Consider the following 14457-nt stretch of genomic DNA (forward strand, 5'->3'; position numbering starts at 1 on the left):
AATACATCAATATTTTAACATATTGATGTATTTAAGATGTAATTATTTTTAGAAAACAAATGAGGTATTTAGAGTTTCATTAAGAAACTTGATAGGCTATCTTTAGCATTAAGCTCTAGTTTTTTTCTTAATCGATAGCGTTGTAACTCTACACCTCTTACACTTATCCCTAATAATGGAGCTATATCTTTAGTAATTAATCCTATTTTAATATAGGCACAAAGTTTAAGATCTTTGGTAGTTAGTTTTGGGAATTTTGATATTAATGATTTGAAGAAATCCTCATGTAATTCATTGAAATTAGATTCAAAAATTTTCCAATTATCATTACTATTAATATGCTTTTTAGACGTGTCTAGTAGTCGTTTAGTTCTATACTCATTTGTAGAAAACCTTTTTAACCTATTAAGTTCATTTCTTAGCTCTATAATCATTTCATTTTTGTTCGTGACTGATAAAGTAGAATTGGTAAGCTCTCGTTTTTTATTTCTTATTTCTTTTTCGAGGTTTCTCTTTTCAATTTCATTTATTTTCTTTTGCGTCTCTCGCATGTACTCTTCTTGAAGTGCCAATTGTTGTTTTCTTATCTTTATTTTATTGATTTTATAAATCATAAATAGTAATCCCATTGCCAGAAGTGAGTACAAAAATTTCATAACATTAGACAAGTACCAAGGAGGTAGTACCTTTAAATCTATCTGTTTTATTGAATTTTCTCCCTTTTGATTATTATTTTCTAATGCTAATGTATAATTTCCATAAGGAAGATTTTGTAGGACCAACTTCCCTTCTTTAACAAAATCCTTTTGATCTACTTCTCCTGATAACGTATAACTAAAATCATTTCCATAAGATTTTGGCATGTATATTTCAAATGCTAAATATTTAGCATCTTCAAACGGTATATGAATAAGTGTATCATATATTGAGAATTGTTTTTTTCTAGAATATATTTTATCTATTACCAGAGTTTGTGAACTCTTTTTATCATTTCGTAACGCATTTATATTATACATTGCAAAACCATCATTAAGATTGATCATCCTTAAGGAATCATTTTTGAATATAATCTTTTCATATTTTGCAACAAGACGTTGCTTAATGCCGGCAACATTAATTTTATAGATTTCCTTATAGTTACCATCTGTAAGGGTTAATGTATTTTCACTTTTTCTATCTATAAACCAAGCTTCATTTTTTTCTTTATGAATAAGTACCTTGTCGTCAAAATCTTTAAACTTCTCAAAACTACCAATACTGTCTTTTTGTTGAAAATACTGAAACCATTTTCCTGAATTATAAAATACTATATCAGAATCAATCTTAAAGATATTGGTCTGATATTGTTTGAAATTCTTATTCTCCCCATAAGGAGTAACTTTTATTGCTTTGGTATAATCTTCATTCAGTTCTATTCTAAAAACTCCTTTATACGAATGTGTAACCCAAATCACTTTATCAGATTCAAAAACAATAGTATTCATCAAAAAAGAAAGATTTTCAATTACATGAGAATACCAATCGTTTCCATCCTTTCTTAAGAGATTAATTCCGTAATATGTTCCTTGTAAATACAAATTTGGTTGTCCTGGTACTTTTACAGTACAATAGACTCCTCCTGATGTTAGTTTTCGGGATAATTTATTATCCTCGATCAAAAAGCTACCATCATTGTGTCCTGCAATAATTTGGTTTTCTATACTACTTAAACCCCACACCTGTCCTTCTGACCCTTCGATAAATTGTAGTTTTTTATCATTAGAATAGGTATAAATCCCGGTATTACTCGCCAGGTAATATTTTTCATTTAAAAAGGCAACATCATATACTGTTCCTATGGTTCCTGTAAAATCTTTATAATACAAAAAAGGTGTTTTGAAATCAATCCTGCCAAGTCCATTATCCAAAGCTGCCCAAAGATTCCCTTCATGAACTTTTAGCCCCAAAACTGTATTGTTTTGCAAACCCGATTCCTTATTAATATATTGAAATGTTTTTGTGTTTAGATTATAAATTATAATCCCATTCTTAATTGTTCCTAAAGCCAGATGATCTTCATCTAAAAAAACAGCTTTGTTAAGTACGTGAGTATTTAAAAATAAATTGACTTCTTCAGGTAGTGGTAACAACCTATTAGCATCGTAAATAAATCCTCCTTTCATTTAAATCAAAAAAGAATAATTTATCTGAAATTACTGCAAGATTATTTACTGAGCTAATACTATATGAATTCTCAGAAAAATCAAAAGATATTAACTCCTTTTCTTTTAATTCCTGAATTCCTTTATTTCTATTAGCAACTATTAATCTGCCTTCATAGATAGCAATATCATACACACCCAAACTATCTTCTACATATTGAATTTGGTTACCATCATAGATATAAACTCCTCCTGCAAAGGATTCAAAAATAATACGATCTTTATACTCAATTATCTTCCAAAATTGTTCGTTCTTAAATTGGTGATTGACATCAAAAGAAGGAACTAATGAGGTATACTTATAATTCCCGAAAATATCTTTTTCCCAAAATCCAAATTCTTCATAAGAACCCGTATAAATCCTATTTCTTACACATAAAACTGACCTAACAATCGTTTTGTTTGGTAATTCAAATAATTGCCAAGATTGCCCATTATATCGTAGTAAACCTTTATTGTTAGCTACATAAACAACTCCATTAGAATCAATATCAATGCCCCAATTTTGATTATCGGCTTTATAATCGGCTATAGTATAGTTCTCTATTTCGGGGTGAAATGTCTGACCAAACGAAATACTATATACTACAATAAAAAAGGTATGGAGTAATAATTTTTTCATATGAATTGTCAACATTAATTAGCTAACATATGAATTGATTTTCAATAATTAACAATTATTTTGTAAGAATTAAAACATAGAAAACCTGGGGCCTTAGTCGTTTCTAACTACTACCCCAGGCAACTACTCCCCCGAACCTAACTACATTTAATGCTTTATATAGAGATATCTACACGATATTTTCCTACTATTTCAATTCTAATATTGCTCTTTCGATCACCTCATCCTTTGCAGTATCTTCCAAATTAAGTACTACAGGGATATCGGGTTCAACACCATCATCCAGGTGTTTTCCCTGAGCGTCGATAAATTCACTTGTAGACAGGCTCCAATACCAACCGTTAGCCAAATATCCATCTGCCACAGATCCACTTCCTCCTCCTGTTCTTTGTCCTACAGTTTTTATACTTTCTACCGGATCTATAGAATACAAAAAAGTGGTAGATGCACTATATACATTTCTATCTGTAAGCACCATCACAGGCTTCAAATATTTGTTTGCACTACCTGATGGTTGAAGAGTAACATGACTATCCGAAAAATCCTTTGGTCCCGGACCTGTTTTAAATCTTTCAAAACCTGTATAAATAGGTTTATCTGTAAAATAAGACGCAAATTTGGTTGCCAAAGCCGGATCGCCTCCGGTATTAGTACGCATATCAAAAATAAGACCTTTGGTATCTTTTAAATCCAAGAATATTCGCTCAATTTCATCATCAGAAATCTCAACATTCCAAGAAGGAATCCATAAATATCCGATTTTTCTATCTTGTGGTAAAGTACCCCATACAGCTCTAAATCCCTGTCCTCCTGATAATGTCTTTATTTCAGAATTAACTGTAGTACCAATATAATTATTCACTAAGATTGCTGCGTCTATTCCTGCTGGATACCCTTCTTCAAGATCAAAACCAACAGACATACCATTTGGATTACTCTGGTCTTCGATAAGGCTAGAATGCCCATCTCTTAAACTTTTGGTAACCTCTCCTATAATTTCAAAAAATTCTTTTTGAGTTGTAGCATTATTAATCTTTCCTCTCAGGTTATTCCTCAACGTGTTTATGTTCACGTTCTTAAATTCCAGCATAGCATATTTCTCTTGTACCAGAGTCGTATACTCATCAAATACAGCAAGTGCATCTGTTTTTGGATTTGGTTCCATCAACGCTTTTTCGCAAGAACTGAACACAGCCAAAAATAGAAGCAGATATATTTTTATTTTTAGATATTTCATTACAATGTTTTATTAAAAAATTAATTAAAATGCATCACTCTTACTTAGTGCGTTTGAAAATGTTATATCGGATAGAGAGCGAATGTGTACCACACGTTACCGGATACTTCTTAACCTCAGAAAACTTTCTCAGGCGCCATTTATATCCTACAGAAAACCTGTTTGATAATTGATATCGTATGCTCGTTCTTACCTGAAAATGTCTGGGTATAGTTCTTAATTCATAGTACTTAAAGGCAAAAGGGCTATCAATTTTATCATTTTGATAATCAAAATCTCCATTTTCGAGTACATTCTGTGATGCCGAAAAAGCAAACCCTGTGCTTTCTTTGAAATAAGAAATCAATCCTAAATCTAAACCGAAACGAAACTTTTTATAATCATATATCGCCGAGGCCCATAATGTGCTTCCTGTAATATTGTATGCACTATTATTACCTAAACCATCAAAGTTTTTTGCATATAGATCCAGCACATCCCATGTTGCACCAACAAATAGATTTTCTCTAATACGATGAAGATATTTGGCCTGTAACATAGGGTTGTAAGTACTTACCGTATTGTCGTGAGTAGCAGCTTTTTCTGTGGTTATTATTCCTTGTAAATTAACTCCCCAAATTGCTTTTTCATTTTCTTTTAGATATCCTAATCCAAACACACCACCAAATCCATTATACCTTACATTAGAGTATTTTACATCCTGAAAGGAGGAAAAACCACCACCAATATCAACATAAAAAGATGATGTTTTTTGTGCATAAAGCTGTACTAGGCTAACTGCAAAAAAGAGCACAATTAAATAGGTTTTTTTCATGTTTTCGTTTTTATGAATTAATTCACTATTATATTGCTCGTTTAAAAATGTAACGTGTAATAAATATCCCATTACTATCTCCTTCACCAGCATCACTTTCTACTGCGCTGGTTACAAAAACAAGATCCCAACCTTCTGCCAACATTGTGGTTATCTTTGATGAAATCACCGCATCATTTGCTGCAATATTTTGAAAACGAATCCCTACCAGGTTATAAAAGTTTAAAAGTTTGGTCTCCTCAAAATCCTTAACACGAATTGCTTTTCTTTTTGATTTATTACGTGTATTATCATCTTCTGTTTGTGTAGAGGTGAACTCCTTATAATCTCTTTCTGCATTTGCTGAAATAAGTCTTGAACGTCCTAAACCACTTGGAACTATAGATTCTACACTTGTAATAACTTTTACTTCATATTTTGGAGTTGAAGTTTGTGCAGTACTCGTTACGATTGATGCGATAATAAATGCGCTTAATAAAATTACTTTCTTCATTTTTCTTACTTTTTATTATTTACTATTAATTTCAGTGTTCTTCCTTCTTACACAACAGTAAACTTCTAGAACACCCTATTTTTATTGTCTAAATATTATTTTACTTCTTTTATCAATTGTTTTGCTTTTTCTAAAACAGCATCTTTTCCACTGATAAACTCTTTAATTGTCGGGTATACTTTATGATGCTGTACAGTACCACTACCTTCTGGAAATAATCTCTTATCAACGTCTTGCTCATTAATCACAATGAAGATGGAAAAGATCAGTTTAGAATTGGGTAGATTATAAAACAGCGGGATAGATCCTGTATGCCTGTAATATCCTCCTCCAGTTTCTTCTCCTATAAAAATGGCATTACTTTTATCTCTCACTAGTGCACTAAACAAACCTCCTCCAGAAAAAACTCTACCACTCGTCAAGACAAATACATTTCCTTTAAACTTATTTTTTGCCGGATCACGATGAATAACTTTATCTTCTCTCCAATAATACGCCCCATCATCTCCTTTTATCATTTCTTCTTTCACCATCTTTTTCATTGTTTTCTGTATAGTTTCAGGGTTACTATCTGCATCCAGTTCCATCATATCATACCATTGCGATAGTAAATACTGTGGATATGGTGGTAAATTATCAATGGTGCTTAATTTTCTATACTTATTCTCTTTAAAATGCATATCAATTAAGTACGAGGCTAATTCCATGTCATTTCCATCATCTCCACCTGTATTTTCTCTGATATCCAAAATCAAATTCTTAATTCCTTTTTTACCTATTTCGCTAAAAGAATTTTTGAGGAACTTGAAGAATTTTTTTTGATTTTTTCGGGTTTCAGTAGAAAATGTATTTACCGTTAATAAAGCCGTATTATCATCCACATATTCTAAGTAATATGGTTTTTCATAATGACTTTCTGTAATTGTATTTTCTAATTCAGATTTCGGAATTCCCGGTAACTCTACCGTACAACTTTCTTTATCTGAATTATGTAAATATGCTATGGTAAATTTCTCTTGTGGACCAAAAGCCAAAAAGTAATTGGTCGAAAAATCATCCTCTAATTGCCTGTATTTAAAAGTAATATTATACCCATCAGAACTTAATAATTTAAAAGTCTCTGTAGTTACCTTTTTGGTTGTATTTCCGTTAATACTTAAAATCTGATCCCCTTTCTTTAGTTTTCCATAGTCCTGTGCAGCAATCAATGTATCTTTTAAGAATTTTACTTTGAAAGGGAAAAAGGCATTGGTAGTATTATTTTTTAATTCTGAAAAAATATCTCCCGAGGCATAAAAACTAGAATGCCCACAATTTATTTTAGTATGAATTCCTGCAATTAGGTTATAAAATTCCCGAATATTTTGAAGCTTTGGCAGTCTTTCATTTGCTTTTTTAAATATCGAATCAAAGGTTTCTTTAGCAGTGTACAAATACATTCCGCTATGTGCCGTTTCTATAATATCACGATAGATTTTTAAATCTTCTTTTAATACTAAAGGATCAAATGGTTGCTTAGGCAATGCTGGTGTAAATACTATTTCTTGTCCATCTTGATTAATAAAGACAAACTGCGTTTTGGTTAGTTTTTTAACAGCTCGAGTATTGACTTCTTTAGTAGTACTATTTACATAACTTATCGTTTTGCTATCACTATTATAGGTCCATTTCTCTTCAGTAATATCTCCATTTATCTCTGTATTTAATGTATAGTCTGAATTGAATTTGAATCTGGCGTTAGACACCAACTCTTTAATAGATAATAGTATTTCCTGTTTATTAGATTTCAGTTCTTTACCTTCTTTTTTATCTCCTTTTTTTTCTGCTTCGGTCAATATTTTCACATATAAACCCTCTGCCACAGATTCTATTCCCGATGGATCGTATTTCCATTCCCGGTCTAATAAATATTCTAAATCTTGAATCTTCTGGCTATATACAGAAATACTTATAAAAAATAAGAAGCTGATTATGTATGTTGGTTTTTTCATTTCTTTTTTGATATTGTAATAATTTGATCAATCACATAAATTGTTATTCCAATCAGGATGGGTAGTATAAGAACCAAATCAACTCGTATTGATGGACCAGTTATGGTTTTTTCCCATTTGGTTATTTGTAATTCCCAGATAATAAAACTGGACCACACCACAATTAAAAAAACTAGTAATATTATAACTACACGTTTCATTTTTGGATAGTTTAATTTTTAACGCTGTACAAAGATTTGTTAAAAGGAAAAAGACAGCCAAGAAATTCAATAGAGTAGCGGTTCGGATTTCAGAAATCCGAACGGAAATAGTTGTAAAATCAAAGGTTTCATTCCTGTTTCAGGAATCCGGACTTTAAAAAAAGAAGATTATGCGCTGTTTTTAAAACGAGAAGGAGTAGTACCTGTATATTTTCTAAAGGCATCATAAAATGTACTTTTACTTTGAAAACCTACTTCATTACCAATACCTTCGACACTTAAATTATTTGCAATATCGCTTCTTAGAAGTTCTTTTGCTTTTTCAATTCTAAAACTATTGATATAGGTGTTGAAATTTTGATTAAGTTGAGAATTTATGACACCAGAAATACGTTTGGGATGTGCTCCTATCTTTTCTGCAATATCAATGATAGTTAAATCGGGTACAGTATATACCTTTTCATCCTGAATATATTTCTTTATTTCTTGCAATAATTTTACTGTGTTTTCACTATTTATCGAAGAATCATTGTTTTTGTCGCTTTTGTCAACAGTTTTTTCACTATTCTCAATAGGAATTAAAGTTGCTACATTTTGTTGAAGAATACCTCGAACAGATATCCAATACAATAACATAACATTAATGGTAGAAATAGTTAAATCAAAGTAAAAACCAGTGTCAAAAAACTCAGAAGCTATTGCAGTAAAAGTAAGGAGGAGTCCAAAACCAACAAATCCTCTTGCCCAACGTAACTCTCTATATTCTGTAGACGTATATTGATCTTTTAACTCCTTAGTATGTTTTTTAATAAAATTTAAGGTTTTAAAACCAATAAAGAAAGAAAAAAGAATTCCTCCCAAAAGTATCAAATCATACCAAAGAGATTCTTCTATTTCCATTTTCGAATCATTATCCTGAAAAAATACAACTATTGCGATAATGAATTCTAATACTCCAGGAATTAGTGTCCAGTAACTAAGTTTGTTTTTAGAAAGTATTGAAACCTGCTGAACGTAGATATAAAATAAAGGAAACATCAACCAGGTAAAATCAAAAGGCAATAAGTCATATTGCGGGGAATACGTTATAATATTTAAATCTTCTAAAATGACGGGAAGCAAGTTTAATGCATATACAATTATAAACAAGCCCAAAAATAAAGTAGATTTATCCTTTTTTCTATTTATGATAATGAGTAACAGACCAAGAATAACACCTTGTATTAACCCAAGAGTATCTATAAAGGATACAATATTATAATTTATTTCCATTATCTAAATGTATAGAAATTTGTAGATGAAGCGTTGTTACAATAATGACTCCAAAAAGTATTAATTTATAAAATTATTTTGGTTGATTAAAATTCACTCGGGTTCTTACCTGTATATTTTTTAAATAATTTATTAAAATGACTGGAGTCTGTAAAACCTGTTTTTTGAGCTATTTCAGAAATATTCAAATTTGTTTGTTTCAATAATCGTTCTGCCATTTTGATTTTTGTCTGAATTACATATTGCTGTATTGAAATGCCTGCATGTTTTTTAATAAATACACTTACATAACTAGGAGACATATTAAATGTTGCAGCAATTTCCTTTATTCTAATAGTATCTTTATCCAAAACATTCTGCCGTATATACGTAAGTATATCACTCACCTTTTCTTCTTCAGAAATAGTATGTATAGCAGCATTTTTATTAAGATTTCTTGATATTATAATTAATAATGCACCTAATAACTCTAATAAAATTGATCGGCTATAAAGTGAGGGAGTTATATACTCTTTTTTAATAATTCGAAATAATTCAAACACATGAGATCTGTCTGTAGTATTAGAAACAATATTTTCGGGAATACTATTGGCATGTAATACAACGGCATCTAAATTCTTTCGCCATTTTAAATCAGAAACAAGTTCTGTTTTTTCTATGAAAAGCTGCTCTGTGAATTTAATAAAACCAAAGTCTGTATGATCTCTAATCCTAAATTCGTGCTCATCTTTTGGGGTCAACAAGAAGATGTCCCCTTCGGTATATTCAAAAACACTTTCATTTAAAACATGTTGCCCAGTTCCTTTCAGAATAAAAATTAACTCGAAAAAATTATGAGAATGCTTTGGATACTCCCACTTATCAAGCGACAGCTCAAATACATTTAAAGACTTTGCACTAAAAAAACGTTTTGACACAACTATACTAACATAGATTTATACAAATATACAATGAATATATACCAAAAAAATACTTCTTCCTTCACATAAATTTGCATTATAAATCAAATGGCAAACCCAATGAAACTAATAAAAGTATTTTTTTTAATACTATCTACAAGCGTATGTATAGTTCTATTTTCTAGCCATACTTCAGAAAAAGAGTTTATAAAAACGACAGCAATAGAAAACGACAGTATAGCAGATCGTTTCTGGCCAAATGATGCGCGACTGGTAATCTCATTCTCAATGCAATTTGAAACTGGTGGACAGCCTGAGGGTGCAGAAAGTCCTTTTGCTGCAAAACCATTACCAAAAGGAAGTCCAGATCTTCCTGCAGAAAGTTGGTTTCGTTATGGTGCCAAAGAAGGCATTTACAGAATGCTGGATTTGTGGGATAAACACAATATCAAAGTTAGTTCTCATATCGTTGGTGCTGCTGCTATCAAATATCCCGAAGTTGCCAAAGCTATAGCAAATCGTGGTCATGAAATTGCTGCACACGGTATCGCCTGGAACGATCAATGGGATATGACTTATAAACAGGAATTAGCATTTATAAAAACCGGTATTGACACAGTTGAAACCATTACCGGACAACGCGGCAGAGGTTATAATGCCAATTGGTTACGACGTAGTCCCAACACATTAAAGGTTCTACAAGAACTTGATTTCTTATATCATATAGATGATTTAAGTCATGACGAACCATTTATCACAGAGGTTAGGGGAAAAGATTTTGTAGTCATGCCGTATACCCTTCGTAATAATGATATCGTAAATATTGAAGGCAAAAATTGGTCTCCTGATCAGTTTTTAAATCAATTAAAAATGGAGTTTGATCAATTATATGATGAAGCGGGAAGTAAAAGAAGAATGATGTCTGTGAGTTTACACGATAGAATCGGTGGAGCACCATCAATTGTTCGTGTAGTAGATCTATTCATACAGTATGCTAAGAAGCATAAAGGCGTTGTATTTATGCGTAAAGATGATATCGCAAAAATGATAAAAGATGACCCAAAAACTCCAAGAGATAATTCTGAATTAATGTATAACAAATGAAAAGTACAACTTCAAAAAATCATGCCTATTTTCTACTACGATTAGTAATAGGGATCAACCTTTTAGCGCATGGATTAGCAAGGGTTCCAAAAATAAAAACCTTTAGCAACTGGATGGTAAACCTTTATAAAGAAACAATACTACCCGAAATATTTATTTCTCCTTTTGCAAAAATATTACCCTTTGTAGAACTTACTATTGGTGTATTCCTTGTTTTTGGATTGTATACTTATCGTACCTGTCTCACCGGCGGAATACTAATGACCATCCTCATTTTTGGTTCTTGTTTAGCCGAACAATGGGAATGGGTTGGATTTCAAATGGTCTACGTACTGTTCTTTTACCTTTTGATTAGTACATCGCAAAACAATCATTTTTCAATTGACAATCTCTTACAAAATAAATCATGAAAACTACACTATATACAAAATACCAAATGAATGGACTTTCATTAGAAAATCGTTTTTTAATGGCACCCATGACACGCTCCAGAGCAGAAGAATCTGGAAACATACCTAATGCTTTAATGGCAAAATATTACGAACAAAGAGCTTCTGCCGGGATTATTATTAGTGAGGCTACTCAAATTTCTGTACAAGGAATGGGCTATGCAAAAACCCCTGGAATCTATTCTCAGAAACAAATCGAAGGCTGGAAACTCGTTACCGACGCAGTGCATAAAAATGGAAGTAAAATCTTTTTACAACTATGGCATGTAGGACGTGTAAGCTCTTCGAAAGTAAATGGATTGCAACCAATCGCTCCTTCTGCCGAAATAGCAAAAGATACACAGGTATATATTTTTGATGGTGCTCCTAATGGTGATGCTACATTTGTTCCTGTCGAAAAGCCTCGGGAAATGACCAAAGGTGATATTACCCAGGTTATAGAAGAATTTAGGACAGGAGCAAAGAATGCTATCGAAGCTGGCTTTGATGGGGTAGAAATTCATGGGGCAAATGGGTATCTAATTGATCAGTTTTTGCGAAGTAATAGCAATCATAGAACAGATGAATATGGCGGAACCAAAGAAAACAGAATTCGTATTCTTAAAGAAATTACTCAAGCTGTGGCAGATGAGATAGGTGTTGATAAAACAGGAGTGAGATTATCCCCTTTTATAAGCTTTAAGGATATGAATGATCCCGAAATTTTAGAAACCATTATGATTGCTGCAAAAACATTAAACGAAATAGGAGTAACCTATATTCATTTATGCGAAGCCGACTGGGATGATGCTCCCACAATTCCAGAAGATTTCAGAATTAAATTGAGAGCTAATTTTACACATACAATTATAGCTACAGGAAATAAAACTCCTAAAGAAGCTAACGATCTATTGGACAAAAATTTAGTTGATCTTGTGGGGTTTGGAAGAAAATTCCTAACCAATCCTGATTATCCTAAACGAGTACAACTAAATGCTATAATGAACGACATTTCTGATACCCATACTCTTTTTGGTGGTGGTGACGCAAGAGGGTATACCGATTATCCATTTCTAGAAGTATAAACCTATGATGATAAAAGAAATTAATCCCGTCGGTAGTTTTAAAAATTGGGATAACACTAAAATACTAGAGCTACAAAACAGCAATGACAGTGATCGTGTTGGAGATACTCTTTTATTTGAAGATGATAGTATTAAAGTTTGGTCTATTATTTTAAAACCCGGAGATAGGTTGCCTTTTCATAAGCATACAAAAAACTATACCTGGGTTTGTTTAACCCAAGGAACCGCCATATCGCATTATGAAAATGGTAGAATTGTCGAAATACAGTATCAAAAAGGAGATGTATCATATTACGATCACGATACTAAAGGTGATTTTGTCCATAATTTAGAAAACATCGGTGATCTGTTATTAAAGTTTAATACGGTAGAATATAAATAACCTCCTATTACTCGGTTAACATACACACCTCACCATCCAATTCTGTTTCAATAGTACAATGGCTAAAATGATATATCATTAAAATCTTTTTAACCTCTGATTTTATATCAATAATCTGATCGGTTTCTGTAATGTCTTTTAGCTTAACATGTGCCGTAAAAACATGATGTTCTCCTTCTAATGACCAAACATGTAAGTGATGTATAGAATCAATATGTGGTACTTGTAATATTTTTGATTTTATTTCTTCTATATTAATATCTTTTGGGATCCCTTGTAGAAATACAAATAGTGTTTCTTTTAGTCGCTTAATAACATTATATAGAATATAAAGTGTTATTAAAAGAGAAAGGGCAGGGTCGAGATACTGAACATCTGTAAAATATATTGCAATTGCTGCAAAAAGCACAGCAACCCAACCCAATACATCTTCCATCAAGTGCCAGGAAACCACTTTCTCATTCAATGATTTCCCACTACTTACTTTCCATGCAGCATAACCATTGACTGCTATTCCTATGAGTGCAAAAACAATCATTCCTCCGGCATCAGAATGTTCGGGTTCTAATAATCGACCTATGGCTTCATAAATCACATAAATAGATCCTAAAATCAAAACAATGCTATTAATCAATGCCCCCAAAAGCGAGAAACGCCTGTAACCAAACGAGAATTTAGCATCGGCTTCTTTTTTCGATTTCCCTTCGAGATACCAGGCAGTACCCAAAGAAAGTGAATCTCCTAAATCATGAATAGCATCAGAAATAATAGCAATGCTATTTACATAAAAACCTCCGATGATTTCTAAAATCGTAAAACCTAGATTTAGAAAAAATGCAATTTTTAAATTCTTTCCTGCGTGGTCGTGTGAATGGTCGTGTCCCATAATTACTTTTGGTATGATTCTAATTTCATTTTTAAATCATGAGGTATAGGCATTGTTTTTAAAGGAGGTATATTAGCACCTCCTGTATTACCAATAGGAACCCTATTGATAAATGATTTCCAACCACCCACAATCAAACGAATAACTTGTCCAAAAATTTCTCTGGTATCTCTGCAAAGAACACCATATTTGAGCATCAAATAATGTGTATAAGAATGCTCCCTGGGATATGATTGTCCCAAAATATGGCTGTGCTCTAAATGATCCCAAGCCTTGGGTAAATCGTTATTGGATAATGCTGTTTTATAAAGCGACAATTCTTTATCATATTCAATTTTAAGCTTTGACGGCATTGTTATATTAAACTTCATACGGTTATTTCTTTTGTACAAAAATATGTATAGTAGCCATGCAACAGAAGTGCATTTATTGACCACTACAATGCTCACATATACCTTTTACTACCAAATTCATATCTTCGGCTACATATCCATCTGGTAAATTGATTTGAGGAATTTTATGTTCTGTAAGACATATCGTTTCTCTACAATTATTACAATGAAAATGTAAATGCAAATCTCTATCAATATCACAATTACAACCAGCTTCGCAAAGCGCATATTTTATAGTGCCCGTTCCATCATCTATCTGGTGTACAATCCCTTTTTCTTCAAATGTCTTTAAGGTTCTATACAGTGTTGTTCTATCTGCTTTTGCAAAAGCATTTTCAATATCTCCAAGTGTTTTAGCTACATTACTCTGGGTCATATATTTATAGACCAGCATTCGCATCGCTGTTGGACGCACTTTCTTTGATTCTAAAAAAACTTCAATGGTGTTCAT

16 protein-coding genes are annotated in these 14457 nt (G+C 32.0%); 4 read left to right on the forward strand and 12 right to left on the reverse strand.

What is annotated here, in order from left to right; all coding sequences use genetic code 11:
• Window positions 1-68: 68 nt before the first annotated feature.
• From Z054_RS0102265 to Z054_RS0102305, 9 genes are all read right to left on the reverse strand, one after another.
• Window positions 69-2162 carry a helix-turn-helix and ligand-binding sensor domain-containing protein gene (locus Z054_RS0102265; RefSeq protein WP_024768476.1) on the reverse strand — a complete coding sequence of 698 codons (2094 nt, stop codon included), beginning with the start codon at window positions 2160-2162 and terminating at the stop codon, window positions 69-71.
• A complete protein-coding gene (locus Z054_RS0102270; RefSeq protein ID WP_152538435.1) occupies window positions 2134-2823 on the reverse strand; it encodes a ligand-binding sensor domain-containing protein in 690 nt (229 codons plus the stop codon). Before Z054_RS0102270 ends, Z054_RS0102265 begins: the two co-directional genes overlap by 29 nt.
• A gap of 187 nt (window positions 2824-3010) precedes the next feature.
• Window positions 3011-4060, reverse strand: a complete 1050-nt coding sequence (locus tag Z054_RS0102275) for a S41 family peptidase (RefSeq protein ID WP_084050044.1) — start codon at window positions 4058-4060, stop codon at window positions 3011-3013.
• A gap of 40 nt (window positions 4061-4100) precedes the next feature.
• Entirely contained in the window at window positions 4101-4874 is a 774-nt protein-coding gene (locus Z054_RS0102280; protein WP_152538436.1) for a hypothetical protein, read from the reverse strand.
• 28 nt (window positions 4875-4902) lie between these two features.
• Window positions 4903-5367, reverse strand: coding sequence for a hypothetical protein (locus Z054_RS0102285; RefSeq protein WP_024768480.1), 465 nt, complete (start codon window positions 5365-5367; stop codon window positions 4903-4905).
• A 95-nt stretch (window positions 5368-5462) separates the two neighbouring features.
• Window positions 5463-7358 (reverse strand): S41 family peptidase, encoded by a 1896-nt coding sequence (locus Z054_RS0102290; protein ID WP_024768481.1) that lies wholly within the window; start codon window positions 7356-7358, stop codon window positions 5463-5465.
• Complete coding sequence (locus Z054_RS0102295; protein WP_024768482.1) at window positions 7355-7558, reverse strand: hypothetical protein; 204 nt, start codon at window positions 7556-7558, stop codon at window positions 7355-7357. Before Z054_RS0102295 ends, Z054_RS0102290 begins: the two co-directional genes overlap by 4 nt.
• A gap of 168 nt (window positions 7559-7726) precedes the next feature.
• On the reverse strand, window positions 7727-8830 hold the full coding sequence (locus Z054_RS0102300; RefSeq protein ID WP_024768483.1) for a helix-turn-helix domain-containing protein: 1104 nt from the start codon (window positions 8828-8830) through the stop codon (window positions 7727-7729).
• Between the two features lie 86 nt (window positions 8831-8916).
• Window positions 8917-9747 (reverse strand): helix-turn-helix transcriptional regulator, encoded by an 831-nt coding sequence (locus Z054_RS0102305; RefSeq protein ID WP_024768484.1) that lies wholly within the window; start codon window positions 9745-9747, stop codon window positions 8917-8919.
• A gap of 102 nt (window positions 9748-9849) precedes the next feature.
• On the opposite strand from Z054_RS0102305, the gene Z054_RS0102310 reads away from it, so the two are divergent.
• Genes Z054_RS0102310 through Z054_RS0102325 form a run of 4 tightly spaced genes read left to right on the forward strand, consistent with a single transcriptional unit; the run spans window position 9850 to window position 12728 of the window.
• Window positions 9850-10833, forward strand: a complete 984-nt coding sequence (locus Z054_RS0102310) for a polysaccharide deacetylase family protein (protein WP_035090338.1) — start codon at window positions 9850-9852, stop codon at window positions 10831-10833.
• Window positions 10830-11243 carry a DoxX family membrane protein gene (locus Z054_RS0102315; protein ID WP_024768486.1) on the forward strand — a complete coding sequence of 138 codons (414 nt, stop codon included), beginning with the start codon at window positions 10830-10832 and terminating at the stop codon, window positions 11241-11243. Before Z054_RS0102310 ends, Z054_RS0102315 begins: the two co-directional genes overlap by 4 nt.
• Window positions 11240-12346, forward strand: coding sequence for an alkene reductase (locus tag Z054_RS0102320; RefSeq protein WP_024768487.1), 1107 nt, complete (start codon window positions 11240-11242; stop codon window positions 12344-12346). Before Z054_RS0102315 ends, Z054_RS0102320 begins: the two co-directional genes overlap by 4 nt.
• 4 nt (window positions 12347-12350) lie before the next feature.
• On the forward strand, window positions 12351-12728 hold the full coding sequence (locus Z054_RS0102325) for a cupin domain-containing protein (RefSeq protein ID WP_152538437.1): 378 nt from the start codon (window positions 12351-12353) through the stop codon (window positions 12726-12728).
• 7 nt (window positions 12729-12735) lie between these two features.
• Here the strand turns inward: Z054_RS0102325 and Z054_RS0102330 are convergent, their stop codons facing one another.
• Genes Z054_RS0102330 through Z054_RS0102340 form a run of 3 tightly spaced genes read right to left on the reverse strand, consistent with a single transcriptional unit; the run spans window position 12736 to window position 14457 of the window.
• Window positions 12736-13614, reverse strand: coding sequence for a cation diffusion facilitator family transporter (locus Z054_RS0102330; protein ID WP_024768489.1), 879 nt, complete (start codon window positions 13612-13614; stop codon window positions 12736-12738).
• A gap of 2 nt (window positions 13615-13616) precedes the next feature.
• On the reverse strand, window positions 13617-13985 hold the full coding sequence (locus Z054_RS0102335) for a DUF3703 domain-containing protein (protein ID WP_024768490.1): 369 nt from the start codon (window positions 13983-13985) through the stop codon (window positions 13617-13619).
• A 55-nt stretch (window positions 13986-14040) separates the two neighbouring features.
• Complete coding sequence (locus Z054_RS0102340; RefSeq protein WP_024768491.1) at window positions 14041-14457, reverse strand: Fur family transcriptional regulator; 417 nt, start codon at window positions 14455-14457, stop codon at window positions 14041-14043.

This window comes from Aquimarina macrocephali JAMB N27, from assembly GCF_000520995.1.
Taxonomy (GTDB): domain Bacteria; phylum Bacteroidota; class Bacteroidia; order Flavobacteriales; family Flavobacteriaceae; genus Aquimarina; species Aquimarina macrocephali.

What these genes read in the sequence shown, in the direction of transcription:
- Z054_RS0102330 (WP_024768489.1), bottom strand. Translation starts at nt 13,614, where the DNA reads ATGGGACACGACCATTCACACGACCACGCAGGAAAGAATTTAAAAATT.
- Z054_RS0102335 (WP_024768490.1), bottom strand. Translation starts at nt 13,985, where the DNA reads ATGAAGTTTAATATAACAATGCCGTCAAAGCTTAAAATTGAATATGAT.
- Z054_RS0102320 (WP_024768487.1), top strand. Translation starts at nt 11,240, where the DNA reads ATGAAAACTACACTATATACAAAATACCAAATGAATGGACTTTCATTA.
- Z054_RS0102280 (WP_152538436.1), bottom strand. Translation starts at nt 4,874, where the DNA reads ATGAAAAAAACCTATTTAATTGTGCTCTTTTTTGCAGTTAGCCTAGTA.
- Z054_RS0102285 (WP_024768480.1), bottom strand. Translation starts at nt 5,367, where the DNA reads ATGAAGAAAGTAATTTTATTAAGCGCATTTATTATCGCATCAATCGTA.
- Z054_RS0102315 (WP_024768486.1), top strand. Translation starts at nt 10,830, where the DNA reads ATGAAAAGTACAACTTCAAAAAATCATGCCTATTTTCTACTACGATTA.
- Z054_RS0102295 (WP_024768482.1), bottom strand. Translation starts at nt 7,558, where the DNA reads ATGAAACGTGTAGTTATAATATTACTAGTTTTTTTAATTGTGGTGTGG.
- Z054_RS0102325 (WP_152538437.1), top strand. Translation starts at nt 12,351, where the DNA reads ATGATGATAAAAGAAATTAATCCCGTCGGTAGTTTTAAAAATTGGGAT.
- Z054_RS0102310 (WP_035090338.1), top strand. Translation starts at nt 9,850, where the DNA reads ATGAAACTAATAAAAGTATTTTTTTTAATACTATCTACAAGCGTATGT.
- Z054_RS0102265 (WP_024768476.1), bottom strand. Translation starts at nt 2,162, where the DNA reads ATGAAAGGAGGATTTATTTACGATGCTAATAGGTTGTTACCACTACCT.
- Z054_RS0102290 (WP_024768481.1), bottom strand. Translation starts at nt 7,358, where the DNA reads ATGAAAAAACCAACATACATAATCAGCTTCTTATTTTTTATAAGTATT.
- Z054_RS0102275 (WP_084050044.1), bottom strand. Translation starts at nt 4,060, where the DNA reads ATGAAATATCTAAAAATAAAAATATATCTGCTTCTATTTTTGGCTGTG.
- Z054_RS0102270 (WP_152538435.1), bottom strand. Translation starts at nt 2,823, where the DNA reads ATGAAAAAATTATTACTCCATACCTTTTTTATTGTAGTATATAGTATT.
- Z054_RS0102300 (WP_024768483.1), bottom strand. Translation starts at nt 8,830, where the DNA reads ATGGAAATAAATTATAATATTGTATCCTTTATAGATACTCTTGGGTTA.
- Z054_RS0102340 (WP_024768491.1), bottom strand. Translation starts at nt 14,457, where the DNA reads ATGAACACCATTGAAGTTTTTTTAGAATCAAAGAAAGTGCGTCCAACA.